Annotated in this window: 13 protein-coding genes and 1 pseudogene; 11 read left to right on the forward strand and 3 right to left on the reverse strand. The window is 67.4% G+C overall.

Annotation, left to right across the window (positions count from 1 at the left end):
• The first annotated feature begins 500 nt into the window (after positions 1 to 500).
• Both ACIBZJ_RS11300 and ACIBZJ_RS11305 read left to right on the forward strand, forming a co-directional pair.
• Entirely contained in the window at positions 501 to 2,069 is a 1,569-nt protein-coding gene (locus tag ACIBZJ_RS11300) for an ABC transporter substrate-binding protein (RefSeq protein WP_395928166.1), read from the forward strand.
• A 256-nt stretch (positions 2,070 to 2,325) separates the two neighbouring features.
• A complete protein-coding gene (locus ACIBZJ_RS11305; RefSeq protein ID WP_395928168.1) occupies positions 2,326 to 3,129 on the forward strand; it encodes a nuclear transport factor 2 family protein in 804 nt (267 codons plus the stop codon).
• Positions 3,130 to 3,226: 97 nt separating this feature from the next.
• Here ACIBZJ_RS11305 and ACIBZJ_RS11310 read toward each other — a convergent pair whose 3' ends face one another.
• Positions 3,227 to 3,712, reverse strand: a complete 486-nt coding sequence (locus tag ACIBZJ_RS11310) for a fructosamine kinase family protein (RefSeq protein WP_395928170.1) — start codon at positions 3,710 to 3,712, stop codon at positions 3,227 to 3,229.
• Between the two features lie 758 nt (positions 3,713 to 4,470).
• On the opposite strand from ACIBZJ_RS11310, the gene ACIBZJ_RS11315 reads away from it, so the two are divergent.
• Positions 4,471 to 4,932, forward strand: a complete 462-nt coding sequence (locus tag ACIBZJ_RS11315) for a hypothetical protein (RefSeq protein ID WP_395928172.1) — start codon at positions 4,471 to 4,473, stop codon at positions 4,930 to 4,932.
• A gap of 80 nt (positions 4,933 to 5,012) precedes the next feature.
• Here ACIBZJ_RS11315 and ACIBZJ_RS11320 read toward each other — a convergent pair whose 3' ends face one another.
• Positions 5,013 to 5,537: a hypothetical protein gene (locus ACIBZJ_RS11320; protein WP_395928174.1), complete on the reverse strand. Its 525-nt coding sequence runs from the start codon at positions 5,535 to 5,537 to the stop codon at positions 5,013 to 5,015.
• 216 nt (positions 5,538 to 5,753) lie between these two features.
• Between ACIBZJ_RS11320 and ACIBZJ_RS11325 the strand changes: the two are divergent.
• The 7 genes and pseudogenes from ACIBZJ_RS11325 to ACIBZJ_RS11355 all read left to right on the forward strand — a co-directional run.
• Positions 5,754 to 6,029, forward strand: a pseudogene (locus ACIBZJ_RS11325) (hypothetical protein); the annotation flags it as partial.
• 191 nt (positions 6,030 to 6,220) lie between these two features.
• Entirely contained in the window at positions 6,221 to 6,349 is a 129-nt protein-coding gene (locus tag ACIBZJ_RS11330) for a hypothetical protein (protein WP_281174610.1), read from the forward strand.
• A gap of 147 nt (positions 6,350 to 6,496) precedes the next feature.
• Complete coding sequence (locus ACIBZJ_RS11335) at positions 6,497 to 7,555, forward strand: TauD/TfdA family dioxygenase (RefSeq protein WP_395928176.1); 1,059 nt, start codon at positions 6,497 to 6,499, stop codon at positions 7,553 to 7,555.
• Between the two features lie 29 nt (positions 7,556 to 7,584).
• Entirely contained in the window at positions 7,585 to 8,547 is a 963-nt protein-coding gene (locus ACIBZJ_RS11340) for an ABC transporter substrate-binding protein (protein WP_395928178.1), read from the forward strand.
• Between the two features lie 28 nt (positions 8,548 to 8,575).
• Complete coding sequence (locus tag ACIBZJ_RS11345) at positions 8,576 to 9,412, forward strand: ABC transporter permease (protein WP_395928180.1); 837 nt, start codon at positions 8,576 to 8,578, stop codon at positions 9,410 to 9,412.
• On the forward strand, positions 9,409 to 10,206 hold the full coding sequence (locus ACIBZJ_RS11350; protein WP_395928182.1) for an ABC transporter permease: 798 nt from the start codon (positions 9,409 to 9,411) through the stop codon (positions 10,204 to 10,206). The genes ACIBZJ_RS11345 and ACIBZJ_RS11350 overlap by 4 nt, the downstream gene beginning before the upstream one ends.
• Complete coding sequence (locus ACIBZJ_RS11355; RefSeq protein WP_395928184.1) at positions 10,203 to 11,000, forward strand: ABC transporter ATP-binding protein; 798 nt, start codon at positions 10,203 to 10,205, stop codon at positions 10,998 to 11,000. Before ACIBZJ_RS11350 ends, ACIBZJ_RS11355 begins: the two co-directional genes overlap by 4 nt.
• 24 nt (positions 11,001 to 11,024) lie before the next feature.
• On the opposite strand, the gene ACIBZJ_RS11360 is transcribed toward ACIBZJ_RS11355, so the two are convergent.
• Positions 11,025 to 12,071, reverse strand: a complete 1,047-nt coding sequence (locus tag ACIBZJ_RS11360) for an aldo/keto reductase (protein ID WP_395928186.1) — start codon at positions 12,069 to 12,071, stop codon at positions 11,025 to 11,027.
• A gap of 72 nt (positions 12,072 to 12,143) precedes the next feature.
• Between ACIBZJ_RS11360 and ACIBZJ_RS11365 the strand changes: the two genes are divergently transcribed.
• Positions 12,144 to 12,680, forward strand: coding sequence for a TetR/AcrR family transcriptional regulator (locus ACIBZJ_RS11365; RefSeq protein WP_395928188.1), 537 nt, complete (start codon positions 12,144 to 12,146; stop codon positions 12,678 to 12,680).
• Positions 12,681 to 12,695: the final 15 nt, after the last annotated feature.

A 12,695-nucleotide genomic window follows, 5' to 3' on the forward strand; every position in this document is an offset into this window, starting at 1 on the left:
TCCCAGTCTTCTCCCGGGTGGCGTTCGATCCGAGGTCCGGCGGGCTTGATGGCAGAAATCCGGAGTACCCGCCGGCTCTGCGTGGAGCCAGGTTCGGGGCGGCGAGGCATCGCGCGGTCGAGTGTCGCTGTGGCCAACGCTCGCCCGCGTCCGGGAGACGGTCCTGCACGGGCCCGAGCACGGATCGGCGTCATCCGGCGCTGCGGGCCAGACGGTGCTCCTACGACTCGGCACGGCCGCACGTCTCACTCGACCCACACAAAACGATCCGCTCGCTGCCCGAGGTTGACGCAGGGAATGTCCTAGCGCTCCTCGGCCCGAGAACCGGAAATCCTGACCTAATTGTCAGGTATTAAGAAAAATTAAATGTCTGACACTTAACCCAGGCGGACTGCCAGCACAAACTAGGCCTGAGCTTGGTGCGCGCTGGACCGTTGACGCAGATTGTGGTCAAGGTTAGGTTGATGGCCGCTAACATCGAACATTAGACAGGGGTGTCTATGTCCGTCATAATTACCCGACGCCGGGCGGCGGCTGTGCTCGCTGGCGTCGTGGTGTTGGCATCCGGCGTCTCCGCCTGCTCGAGCGGCTCCTCAGCCGGGGACGCGACGCTGACCATCTCGGTCTCGGGCGATCCGCTCAATCTCGATACGGCGAACTGCGTCCCGGTGATCTTCTGCAGCGTCGCGTACGACTCCTTGATCCACATCTCTCCCTCTACTGGCGAGCTGAAGCCAAATCTGGCCGCCTCCTGGGCGTGGGTCGACAAGGAGCACCGCACGCTCCGCCTGACGCTTCGTCAGGGGGCGAAGTTCGGGGACGGCACGCCGCTGAATGGTCAGGCCGCGGCCGCGTCGCTGAACTCGTACCTCCAGGCGCCGGGGCCGTTCGCCGCGCTGAGCTACCCGCTGAAGAAGGCTGAGGCCGCCGGATCGGACAAGGTCGACGTGCAGTTCGCGGAGCCCGTCTCCACCCGCAACGCCCTCTACATGCTCTCCGGCCAAAACGGTCTCGGATATGTGGTGGGTCCGAAGAGCGCCGCCGACCGCAAACTCTTGCTCGCGGACACGGACGGCATCGGGCCTTACAAGCTTGATCCCACCCAGACCACCAAGTCGGTCCAGTACGTCTACGTCCCGAATCGCGAGTACTACAACCAGGACGCGATCAAGTACGAAAAGATCGTCCTGAAGCAGGTGATGAACCCGCAGACCCGGCTGAACTCGATCAGGTCGGGCGAGGTGGACTGGGCTCTCAACATCGCCCCGACGGATGTCTCCGCCGTCAAGCAGAGCGGCGCCGCGATTGCTCGCGGTCCGCTCGGGTCATTTGCCTCGATGGCGCTGGTCAAGCGCACAAAGGGCCCCTTGGCCGACGAGCGGGTTCGCCAGGCCCTCGCCTACGCGACTCCGCGCCAGGACATCGCCAAGGCGATCTTCGGGACCGACGCGGTCCCGACCAGTTCCTACATAGCCAACGGCGCGGAGGGCTACAACGCCGGCGACGTGAACCGGTACGCGTACAACCCGCAGAAGGCACGGCAGCTGCTCGCCGAGGCGGGGTACGCCAACGGACTGAAGATCCAGGTCTTCGACCCCGCGTTCTTCGATCCCTCGAGCGCCGTTGGTCAGGCGCTCAAGGCTGCGTATCAAAAAGTCGGCGTGACGCTCGATCTCGTGCCCAGCGACGCGTCCCCGGGAGTGGTCGCCCAACAGATCAGCAAGTACGACGCGGTGATCATGACCAACGGCGCGAACGGCCTCTCGCAGGCGGTCTACACCATGTTCCGGCCGATGGGGTTGGCGAACCCGCTGAGCGTCCCCCTCGATCCCCAGCTGGTCACTCTGATGCACGCGGCTGCCACTACCGCAGACACCAAGGATCAGGAGGCGAAGATGAGGACGGCCACGGCGCGCCTCGACGAGCTGGTCTACGCGGTCCCGATCGCCAGCATTCCCACCCTGCAAGCCATCAGCTCGAAGGTCAAGAACGTGAGCAAGACTTTCTGGACCATCGAAATGAACCCGTTCAGCCCTATCGCGAACGAGGCCTGGCGTCCGGAGAAGTGACACGGGTGTCCCCGTCCGCTTCGGACGGGGACACCCGAAGTTGACCGGCGGGCAGAAGAGGGGAGGCAAGAGCAAATGTTCTACGGCGAAGGCCGCGTGAGCGATCCGAGCCTCTTCGTCCGCGACGACCCGGCCGGCGCGCTCGACGTGTCAGTCCAGACGCAGGTGCTTGATGTCATCAAGGACGCGCCGTGCGCCGGTTCGCTCAGCTGCGCCTCGTGCCGCACCTCTGATTACGACCGGAGAATCACAGCTCATGCCCGAGTCCGAACGCCGACGTCAGTCGGTACTGCGCATCTATGACGCCCTGACGGCCGGACGCCTCCACGTCGAGAGCGGCGATGTCCTCGAGACGATCTTCTCTCCAGAGGCCCGCCATCACCGCTCCTCCCAGCCGCTCAGCGATGGGCCGGCCGGAGCGCGTCAGCTCTACCTGGAGCTGCAGACTCGCCTTCCCGGAGTTGTCGCAACGGTGAAGCGAACCGTCTCTGATGAGGAGTTCGTGGCCGTGCACTGGCAGGCTTCAACGGATCCGGGTGACGAGTTCAGCGGTGAGTCCTGGTGTGAATTCTTCCGCTTCGCCGGCGACCAGGTCGCGGAGCACTGGCAGCTCCACGCCGCCGTGCCGTCGAGCACGGTCAGCGGAAGGTCAGTGTTCAGCGATGCCTACCAGCGCACTCACGGTACGGGGCACGGGGAAGCCGCTATGACGGAGATCAACCGCGAGGTCGCGTCGGCGGCCTTCGCCCGATTCATCGAGTTCGACCACACCGTCGTGGCTGATCACTGGGGCGAGGTCTACCTCCAGCACAACGAGAACATCCCTGACGGTCCTGAGGCCATCCGCCGCTCCCTGGAGGAAATCGGCGGCCTTCCGGATGAGTTCAGACCGAGCTTCACGGTGGTCGTCACTGTCGCCGAAGGCGATCTGGTGTGGTTCCTCGAGCATGTCCGCGTCGGAAAGGTGACCGGCCTCGGTGTCGACATCTTCCGACTGGTCGATCGCCGGATCGTGGAGCACTGGGACATCCCGGCGCTCACACCCGGATCCACGCCCTGACGGCACGTCCGTGGCCATCCGGTCCCGTCCACACCGGGTGCCGGCCTCCGCAGCCGGCCGAGCGAACCGGCCGGTGAGGTCCTCGGGCAGCGCGCGCTCACCGCGGGCGGAATGGCGCGACCAGCGTGCGCACCGCGTCGGTCGACCCCCAGTCGTCGTCGAACATCGCCATCAACGCGAGATGCTGACGCAGCTGGACGTAGGCGAGACGGTCGACCCAGCCGGACTCCGCGCCGGTCAGCTCGCCGTAGACGGCGAAGAAACGCTCGGCCTCCGGAGGACGCGGCGTCGCCCACACGTGCGCCAGGTCGACGTCGGCCCACATGTACGAGACGGCCGGGTCGATGACGGCCGGTGTCCCGTCGGCGGTGGCCAGGATGTTCTGCGTCCAGAAGTCGCCGCGGGTCAGGCAGGCGGGACGGACGGGCAGGAGATCCGGCAGCTCCACACACAGCCGTTCGAGCGCGACGCGATCGGTGGCGTCGAGCTTCGCGGCGACCCGTGGCTCGGGCAGCCAGCGCAACACCCGGTGCTCGGCGAAGAACGCGAACCCGTCGTGGCGCCAGGCGTTGCGCTGCGGCATCGATCCGAATGCTGCCCGGGCGGACCCAGCCGGACCGGGCCACCTCCGGCGAAGCGCGTCGCGCCAGCTGCACACCGCAGCTAGTCAAAGTCGATCAGGCGGCGAACTTTCACCGATGACGGTCACGCATGGCCGGGAGCAGCCGTCCCCACCGCCGTTGAGTGCGTCGTTCCCGCTGGCCCGGAGCTACCGCGTGCGTGAGGGACGACCAGGCCATCGGGGACAGTGGCGTGCCCGCCGTACTGCTCGATACGGCGGTCCATCCCGGGCATCAGGTTTCCGGCACGCGGAGCGGACTCCGTCCCCGAGTATTGATGAGATCTGACATCGCGTGGGGGTACGACGTCGGCGACGAGTACGCCCACGTCACGACGAACGTCAGCCCATCTGTTCCGAGCGCCCCGTCGACATCTTCTCCACGGTCCACGTAAAGCGTGTGGTCGATCCGGCAACGGACAAGGTGCCCTTCGAGCAGCCCTGAAGGACCACTCCACGCGGCAGATGAGCGCATAGATAGCCTGCCTACCGGACGGAATCAGCTCGTCGGCCGACCCATCGACGTGTCCACAGTGGGGCCGTTAGCCATACTCGTGGCCGTGGGCTTTTCCGGTACGTTCCTTGTAGCCGCCAGCGTCCGGCCGCTTCCTGAATTGGATGGCGCACGACACCTCGCTGGCCACAGCGTATGGCACGGCGTCGGCGCAGAAGGTTGGCAGTTGGTTCAGCTCCACCACGCCCCAGCGGACTGGCGGCCACCGATGACTGGTGCCGACGACCAGGACGATCTGCTGGTGTCGCTGCTGGCGCAGACCGGCCGGCCGGTACTGGCCGGCATCGTGCTCCACAGCGACGGCGCTCAGGTCATCGGCTACAGCCCGCAGGCCGGCCGATGGAGCGGCTGGCTGATGCTGGAGCGACTGGTCGACTATCTCGGCTCGCCGTACACCGATTGCCTGGACGTGGGTGAGCATGAGGACCTACCCGCAGACCTCGATGAATTCTGGTCCGACCGCTACCACGAAGCATGTCGCCCGCTCTACGAGCTGGCCCCACCCGCCGCCATCGCCGCGCCACACGCCGTCGCTTGGGCGACCGAGGCGGGATACACCCCGAGCGTTGAAGCTGTGGAGGCGGTGCTGGACGGCGGCGCGACCTTCGCCGAAGACCACTTCCTCAAACTACTGACCACCCTTGGGCTGCCAACGTTCGAAACCTCCTGAAACCACAGGGCACGACTCTCTAATCACGGCAGTTGAGTACGCGTATGGGCCGCGCCGGGCAGGGTCTCGACGCGGTGACATCAACCGGCGCCCAGGAAAACGTCGATCTTGTCTCGTTGGCGAACAAAGAAGTAATTCGCGTCTCGAAGCACGTAGCGAGCAGGCCTGCCCACTAGGAAAGTCTTGTATGCCTTTACCTGATTCTCCCGTTCGAAACCTCGATCAGGATCCGGGAGGTGTTCAAATGGCCGGAAGACTAATTGTGCGAAATGGGCGAAGGGATCCGAAAGACGCTGCTCCTCAGCGAGGCGCTCCATGGGATGCTCGAGCATCTGCGTCAACTGATGGCCCACTCGGTTACGTGCCAGACGTAGACCGGCAACGACGCGTCCGTGCGGATCCTCGTTCCGGTGTTGCTCGTAATCTTTCGGATCCGACCTACCGTGTCGGTAGTGTTCGTCCAACGCGAATATCCACCAAAGCGTCTCGCCGAACGATGCGTAAATGCGAGCCGCTTCTAGCCGTTGATGGTCATGCTGAAAGCGGCCGTGCGCAGCAATGAAAGCGTCTCGCGCAAGATCCGATTCGACGTTGTTCGACCCCATCCCTCAATTATTCACAACATTTACAGGGCGGGCAAACTGGATACTTTGGCGCACTGTCATCGGCAGTTGCGAGCGTCAACTCCGACCTTGCTCTCCCGGCCGCGGGGCGCTCCCGGCGCTCGGCCTGCACCTGCAACGAGGGGCGAAACGGGCGCGGCCTCGTCCGCGGCCGGCCGAGCGGCCACGGTGGTTCGGCATTCGACTGCCGGATGCCCGATCCGGACGGCCACTTCCGGCAGGTCCGCCGGAGCGGCTTTCGATCGAAGATGGCGGCCCGGCGTGCCCGCGCTCAGACACAGAGACGAGCCCCTGGGAGGACCGGCGCCGTCTGGCAGTCGGGTCGTCGCGCATGACGCCGGAATCGCCGGGCGCACCGTCCTGATCGAGTTCGACAGCTTCGAGCAGGCCGTAGCGGCACGCGGGAGCGCGGTCTGCCGCGAAGCGCTGGCCGCGCATTCGGGCGCCTTCGAAGATCGGCCCAGCCGCGTGGTCTGCGTCGAGGTCAAGGCCCCCGCCTCGGCCCGGACGACTTCCGCAGCCCACGCCGGCTCCCCGCCCGACCACCTGCCGACGCCAGCGGATCGGAATCTCGTTTCAGTATGAGAAACGCCATCTCTATTGACGCGACGCCCGTAGTTCCCTAGATTCGCCGAAACGACTTGCGTCGGACCTGAGGAGCCCTCATGACCACGGAGAACGCCGCCTGCGGCGCTTCTGCCGTGTTCGAGCGCTCGGTCCGTCTCGCGCCCGAGCCGCGTCATCGTTCGATGCGCCTCGGCACCGCGGCCGGCAAAACCACCTGCCGCTGGTAGCTGGCTCCGGAGTCTCGGGGCCGAAGTCTGTCCGTCGTCAGCTGACGGACGAATCCCAATGCCCCGACCACGCCATGCGTGCCGGGGCTTCGTGTCTCCGCCCGATGGCGTGCGCCCAGCCGTTCCCGCACACCTGGAGGCACACTCATGCAACCGATCGTCGGCCCGTTCGCCTGGCGCGGCGCGGACCTCTCGACCGACCACGGCTGGATCGTCGAACTGACCTCCGAGCAGGTCGACGAACTCCGTACCGTCGGCGAGCGATTCGTCGAGGACGACCCTGACCTGCGCACGGTCACCGCCACCGACTATCCGCTGCCCCGCAGCGCGGAGGCGATCGCCGCGTTCGGCGAGTCGCTCGACCGGGGCCGCGGATTCGTCCTGGTCCGGGGCCTGCCGACCCACACCTACGACGACGCCCTGGCCGGCGCGATCTTCTACGTGATGGGCCTGCACCTGGGCGTCCCGATGCGGCAGAACGAGCTCGGCGACCTACTCGACCACGTCATCGCCACCTCGGACAAGACCCTCGAGGAGGCCGACGCCCTGCCGTCCCGCGTGCGCGACCGGCTCGACTTCCACTCCGACTCCTCCGACGTCGTCGCGCTGATGTGCCTGCGGGCGGCCAAAGAGGGCGGCGCGAGCAGCCTGGTCAGCGGCGCGACGCTGTTCAACGAGGTGCTCTCCCGGCGCCCGGACCTGGCGGCGTTGCTGCTCGAGCCCTGGTACTTCGACTGGCGCAAGCAGGACCCGGACGCGCCGGCCGACTACTACACCTCGCCGATCGTCAGCTGGACCGGCGGCGTGTTCAGCATGTACGCGGGCACGTCGATGATCCGCTCCGCGCAACGCCACGACGGCCTCCCGCGGCTGACCGCGACACAGAACGAAGCCCTGGACCTCCTCGACGCGATCACCCACGAACCAGGCATCGCGCTCGACATGGACTTCCGGCCGGGTGACGTCCAATGGCTGCTCAACTACGCGGCCCTGCACTCCCGGACGTCGTTCGTCGACCACCCGGAACCCGAGCGGCGCCGCCATCTGCTCCGGCTCTGGCTCAAGCGCGACGTCGGGCGCCCGCTCGTCCCCGGCTTCGGCAAGCACGTCGTCGTCGGCCGCGAGGAGTCACGCACCGCGGACGACAGCAAAGGCAACTTCCGCATCGCTGACGCAGTCCTGCCCCGCCACGACTGGGGCCAGTAACCCCCACACCCCGATTCGGAGCTCCCCTGATGAACAGACGATTCAGAATCGCCGCCACCCTCACCGCCCTCACCCTCGCGGTGACCGCATGCGGCGACGGCGGCACCGACACCGCCGGCGGCGGCCCCGCCACGATCAAGGTCACCTCGTTCGGCTGCGAGATCTGGAACACCTGGGCCGAGGCCAAGGGCGTCTTCGCCAAGCACGACCTCAAGGTGGAACTGGTCAAGTCCACCGGCGGCTCCGCCGCCGTCGCCGCGGTGCTCTCCGGCGCCGCCGACCTGGGGTACGTCAACGGGTACTCGGCGATCAACGCGTACAACACCGGGTTCCCGATCGAGATGGTCGCCGGCGCGAACACGAACGCGACGCCCCCGGCGAAGCCCGCGCAGGGTGTCTTCGTCGGTACGAATTCCCCGCTGCAGTCCGCGAAGGACCTGGCCGGGAAGACGATCGCGGTCAACGAGCTCAACGGTCTCAACCAGATCGTCACGTCGACCTGGCTCAAGCAGAACGGCGTCGACGTCTCCAGCGTCCGGTTCGTGGCGCTGCCGTTCTCCGACCAGGTTCCGGCCCTGCTCTCCGGCAAGGTCGACGCCGCCCAGCTCGGATACTCGCTGCTCGGCGACAACAACGGCAAGGTGCGCAGCCTCGCCGACCCGTTCGCGTCGGCCGGCACGGTCTACATCGCCACCTACGTGGCGTCCAAGGCCTTCGTCGCCAAGGGCGACACCGCGAAACGCTTCCACGACGCGATGGTCGAAACCATGGACGCACTGGGCAAACCGGAGAACACCGTCGAGTCGTTCGAGCTGCTCTCGGCCTGCCAGAAGGTACCCGCCGACGTGCTCGAGGCCCAGCCGCAGAACGCGTTCTCACCCTCGATCGACCTGGCCGCGCTGAACACCATGGCGGCCCAGATGGTCGAGCAGAAGATCCTGCCGAAGAAGCCCGAGCTCGATGCCTTCGTCCCTGAATTCGCCCGGTCCTGAACCGACCGGCACCGCGAGAGGAGGCGGCATGACGACCACGGAAGCCGCACCCCCCGCCCTGTCCGCCGGCGCACCCTCGACGGTGCGCCGGCGGCGCCCGGTCCCCGACTGGGTGCTGAGCGTCGCCGGGGCGGTCACCATGCTCGTCGTCTGGGATCTGGCCGTCCGCACCGGCGCGGTCTCCGACGACTCGCTCCCCTACCCCGCCGACATGCTGGCCCGCGCCGGCGAGCTGCTCGTCGACCCCGAGTTCCTGACCCAGACCGGCCACACCCTGTGGGCCTGGTTCGCCTCGCTGGCGTTGGCGAGCGTCGTCGCCATTCCGCTCGGCCTGCTGATGGGCTACTTCGCGACGCTCTACCGGCCCGCGTCGACCGTCGTGCACGCCGGCCGGTCGATCCCGTCGACAGCGTTCCTTCCGGTCGCGATCCTGATGTTCGGCCTCGGATTCCAGATGAAGCTCGCGCTGGCGATCTACGCGATCTTCTGGCCGATCCTGCTCAATGCGATGTACGGCGTCCGCGACGCCGAGCCGCAGATGCTCACCGCGGGTCGCAGCATGGGCTGGAACCGCTTCCGGCTCCTCACCCGCATCGTGCTGCCGTCCGCGGCACCGTCGATCGCGACCGGCATCCGCGTCGCCAGTTCGATCGCGCTGATCGTGGTGCTCTCCACCGAGCTGCTCGGCGCCACGACCGGCATCGGCACCGTGATCACCACGTACCAGCAGGCGCAGCGCCCCGACTTCGTCTACGCCGGGATTCTGCTCACCGGCCTGCTCGGCGTCGTCGTCTACTACGCGTTCACGTTCGCTGAACGCGCGCTACTGCCGTGGGCGAACGCCCAGCGGGGAGGCTCCCGATGAGGAGGGTCCTGCGCCCACTGCAGTGGGTCTGGTTGCTCGCCGTCGTGCTCCTCGTGTGGGAACTGCTCACCCGGACGGTGGCCCAGTCGTTGTTCGTCCCGCCGGTGTCGGACATCTTGCGGACGTTCGGCACGACGTGGTTCGCCGGCTCGCCGGGAACCCTCTTCCTGAGCGAGGAATTCCGGACGAACGTGCTGCCGAGTATCGGGCGGATCGCCGCCGGGTACACGATCGCGTCCGTGGTCGGGATCTGCGGCGGCATTTTGCTCGGCGTCTGGCGTCCGGCCGGTGCGTTCTTCAACCCGCTGATCCGGCTCGGCATGTCCGTGCCGGTCACCGCGCTGCTGCCGCTGGCGATCGTCGTCTTCGGCATCACCAACAGCATGAACGTGTTCCTGATCGCGCTCGGCTGCCTCTGGCCGATACTGATCAATGCCTACGACGGCGCCCGCGGCATCGACGGCACGATGACCCTCACCGCCCGCAGCATGCAGCTGTCGCGGCGCCGCTACTTCCTCAGCGTGCTGCTGCCCGGCGCCAGCCCCGCGATCGTCGCCGGCATGCGGGTCAGCGTCGGCACCGCGATGGTGCTCATGGTCGTCTCCGAGCTCTACGCCGCCACCTCCGGCCTCGGCTACTACCTCACCCAGCAGCAGCGGCTGTTCCGGTTCCCGCAGCTCTGGTCGGCGATCCTGCTCATCGCCCTGATCGGAATCCTCGCCAACGCCGCGTTCGCCGCCCTCGAGCGGTCGGCACTGCGCTGGCACCACGTCGCCCGGGGAGAGTCCCAATGACCACCGCCGTCCTCGAGGTCGCCGGCCTCGGCAAGTCCTACCGCTCCCGCGCCGGAGACGTCCCCGCCGTCCGCAGCATCACCTTCGACGTGAAACCCAACGAATTCGTCTCGGTCGTCGGCCCGTCCGGCTGCGGAAAGACGACGCTGATGATGTGCATCGCGGGTCTGCTACCGCTGTCGCGGGGGTCGGTGACCTTCCGCGGCACACCGCTGGACAAGCCCCGCGACGGCGTCGCGGTCGTCTTCCAGGACTACAGCCGCTCCCTGTTTCCCTGGCTCACCGTCGCGAAGAACGTCGCCTTACCGCTCAAGGACCGCAAGGTTCCCCGAGCGGAGATCAAGACCCGCGTCGCCCAGGCCCTGGAGATGGTCGGGCTCGGACACGCCGCCGACCTGCATCCCTGGCAGCTCTCCGGCGGTATGCAGCAGCGCGTCGCGATCGCCCGCGGCCTCGTCGTCCACCCCGAAGTGCTCATCATGGACGAACCGTTCGCCTCCGTCGACGCCCAGACCCGCACGTCGCTCGAGGACCTGCTGCTGACGATCTGGACCGAGACCGGCACCACCGTCTTGTTCGTGACCCACGACATCGACGAGGCCGTCTACCTCTCCGATCGGGTCGTCGTGCTCTCCCAGGGTCCGTCGACGGTCGTCGCCGACATCCCGATCGGCCTCGAACGCCCCCGCGACCAGGTCACCACCAAGCAGACCGCGCTCTTCGGGGAACTGCGGGGCGAGGTCTACAGCCTCGTGATGGCGTCGGAACGGCGCTCGTCACTGGCCGGAAGCTGACCGAACGTCCCCGCGGGGGAGCACTCAGACGACCGGAACGGGAGGAGGTTTCAGCAGTGTGCGGTCCCCGTCGGCGCCGTGGCCGAGGGCGGCGGCGACGTCCTCGTGCGGGGTTCCCAATCGGACCGCGCTGATCTCGTCCAGTTGCCGGTAGTGCTGGTCGCCGAGTTCGACGTGCCGGGATCCCAGGTATTCCTCGAGTTGGGCCGGCGTGCGCGGGCCGACGATCGGGACGAGGGCCGTGGGTGCCAGCGCCGCCCTGCGCCGCAGCCAGGCCAGGGAAACCTGCGCCGCGCTGGCGCCGACCTCGTCGGCGACGGCCAATACGGCATCGACGACCGAGGCGCGCTGCGTGGTGCCCTCGATCGCGTCGCCTCGGGCACTCAGGCGGCCTTGTTCACCCCGCCGGTACTTGCCCGTGAGCAGTCCCCCGGCCAGCGGGGAGTACGTCACCGCTCCCAGACCGTGAGCCTGCGCCATCGGCAGCATTTCCCGCTCGGCGGATCGCTCGGCCAGGCTGTACTCCGTCTGCACGCCGACCAGTGGGGCCAGTCCGCGCAGGTCGGCCCGGACGACCGCACCGGCGACCCGCCAGGCCGGGAAGTTGGACAGGCCGCCGTGCAGGATCTTGCCGGAGCGGATCAGGTCGTCGAACCCGGCGAGGATCTCTTCGATGGGCGTCATGCCGTCCGGGAAGTGCGGCATGAAGACGTCGACGTAGTCGGTGTCGAGGCGGCGCAGACTCGCCTCGAGGGATCGAACCATGATCTTGCGGCCGTTACCGGTCGTGCCGGGGCGTGGCTGCGCCTGCCTCGTCCCGCTGTACTTGGTGATGACCACGAAGTCGTCCCGTTGACGCCCGAGCAACTCGCCGAGAACGGTCTCTGCCTGGCCATCTTGATAGATGTTGGACGTGTCGAAGGTCGTGCCGCCGGCGGCGACGAAGGCCTCGAAGATCCGCCGTGCGGCGTCCGGGCCGGCACCGACGCCCGTCGTGCTGAAGTTCGCCGTTCCCAGCACGTACTCCGAGACGCGAAGTCCGGTCAGACGGCCGAAGGTCTGGTAGCGCAAGGCAACTCCTGGGAGCCCGGGGCGGAGCGGTACGCTCCTGACAGTAACAGCAAAAAGAGGAGTCACTCTTTTATGCCGAAGGTCAGCCAGGCTCATCTCGAAGCTCGGCGCCAGCAGATCGTGGACGCCGCCCGCGCCCGGTTCGCCAGCCACGGCTTCGCCCACACGTCGATGGCCGACATCATCACCGAGTCCGGACTCTCCAACGGGGCCATCTACCGGTACTTCGCCAGCAAGGAACAGATCGTCATCGCCGTCTGCGAGCAGGGCACCGAAGTCTTGCCGCGGGCACTCACGCGCGAGGCCGTCGCGGGATTCCTCGAACACGTGCGAGCCCGAGCGCGCGATACCGGTCACGCCCAGCTGGTGGCCCAGATCTACGCCGAGGCCGCGGTATCGCCGCCGCTGGCAGCCGTGGTGCGGCGGCAGCTCGCGGCCATGCGCGCCGCCATCGCCGAACTGGTCCCCGACGCCAGGCGCCCTCAGGCCGAGCAGATCGCCGAAGCGTTCGTGGGCCTCTGCATGAGCTACAACCAGCAGCTGGCCATCCGCGGCGACCTGGATCCTGCCCCCTTCACCGCAGCACTGATGGCGACCATCAACGGCTAGGCGGACCCCAAAGGG

The sequence above is a fragment of the Cryptosporangium sp. NPDC051539 genome (genome assembly GCF_044454545.1).
In the GTDB taxonomy this organism is placed as follows: domain Bacteria; phylum Actinomycetota; class Actinomycetes; order Mycobacteriales; family Cryptosporangiaceae; genus Cryptosporangium.

Coding starts and splice junctions, on each gene's coding strand:
- ACIBZJ_RS11345 (WP_395928180.1), top strand. CDS start 8,576: ATGACGACCACGGAAGCCGCACCCCCCGCCCTGTCCGCCGGCGCACCC.
- ACIBZJ_RS11330 (WP_281174610.1), top strand. CDS start 6,221: ATGACCACGGAGAACGCCGCCTGCGGCGCTTCTGCCGTGTTCGAGCGC.
- ACIBZJ_RS11310 (WP_395928170.1), bottom strand. CDS start 3,712: ATGCCGCAGCGCAACGCCTGGCGCCACGACGGGTTCGCGTTCTTCGCC.
- ACIBZJ_RS11350 (WP_395928182.1), top strand. CDS start 9,409: ATGAGGAGGGTCCTGCGCCCACTGCAGTGGGTCTGGTTGCTCGCCGTC.
- ACIBZJ_RS11335 (WP_395928176.1), top strand. CDS start 6,497: ATGCAACCGATCGTCGGCCCGTTCGCCTGGCGCGGCGCGGACCTCTCG.
- ACIBZJ_RS11320 (WP_395928174.1), bottom strand. CDS start 5,537: ATGGGGTCGAACAACGTCGAATCGGATCTTGCGCGAGACGCTTTCATT.
- ACIBZJ_RS11355 (WP_395928184.1), top strand. CDS start 10,203: ATGACCACCGCCGTCCTCGAGGTCGCCGGCCTCGGCAAGTCCTACCGC.
- ACIBZJ_RS11315 (WP_395928172.1), top strand. CDS start 4,471: ATGACTGGTGCCGACGACCAGGACGATCTGCTGGTGTCGCTGCTGGCG.
- ACIBZJ_RS11340 (WP_395928178.1), top strand. CDS start 7,585: ATGAACAGACGATTCAGAATCGCCGCCACCCTCACCGCCCTCACCCTC.
- ACIBZJ_RS11300 (WP_395928166.1), top strand. CDS start 501: ATGTCCGTCATAATTACCCGACGCCGGGCGGCGGCTGTGCTCGCTGGC.
- ACIBZJ_RS11305 (WP_395928168.1), top strand. CDS start 2,326: ATGCCCGAGTCCGAACGCCGACGTCAGTCGGTACTGCGCATCTATGAC.
- ACIBZJ_RS11365 (WP_395928188.1), top strand. CDS start 12,144: ATGCCGAAGGTCAGCCAGGCTCATCTCGAAGCTCGGCGCCAGCAGATC.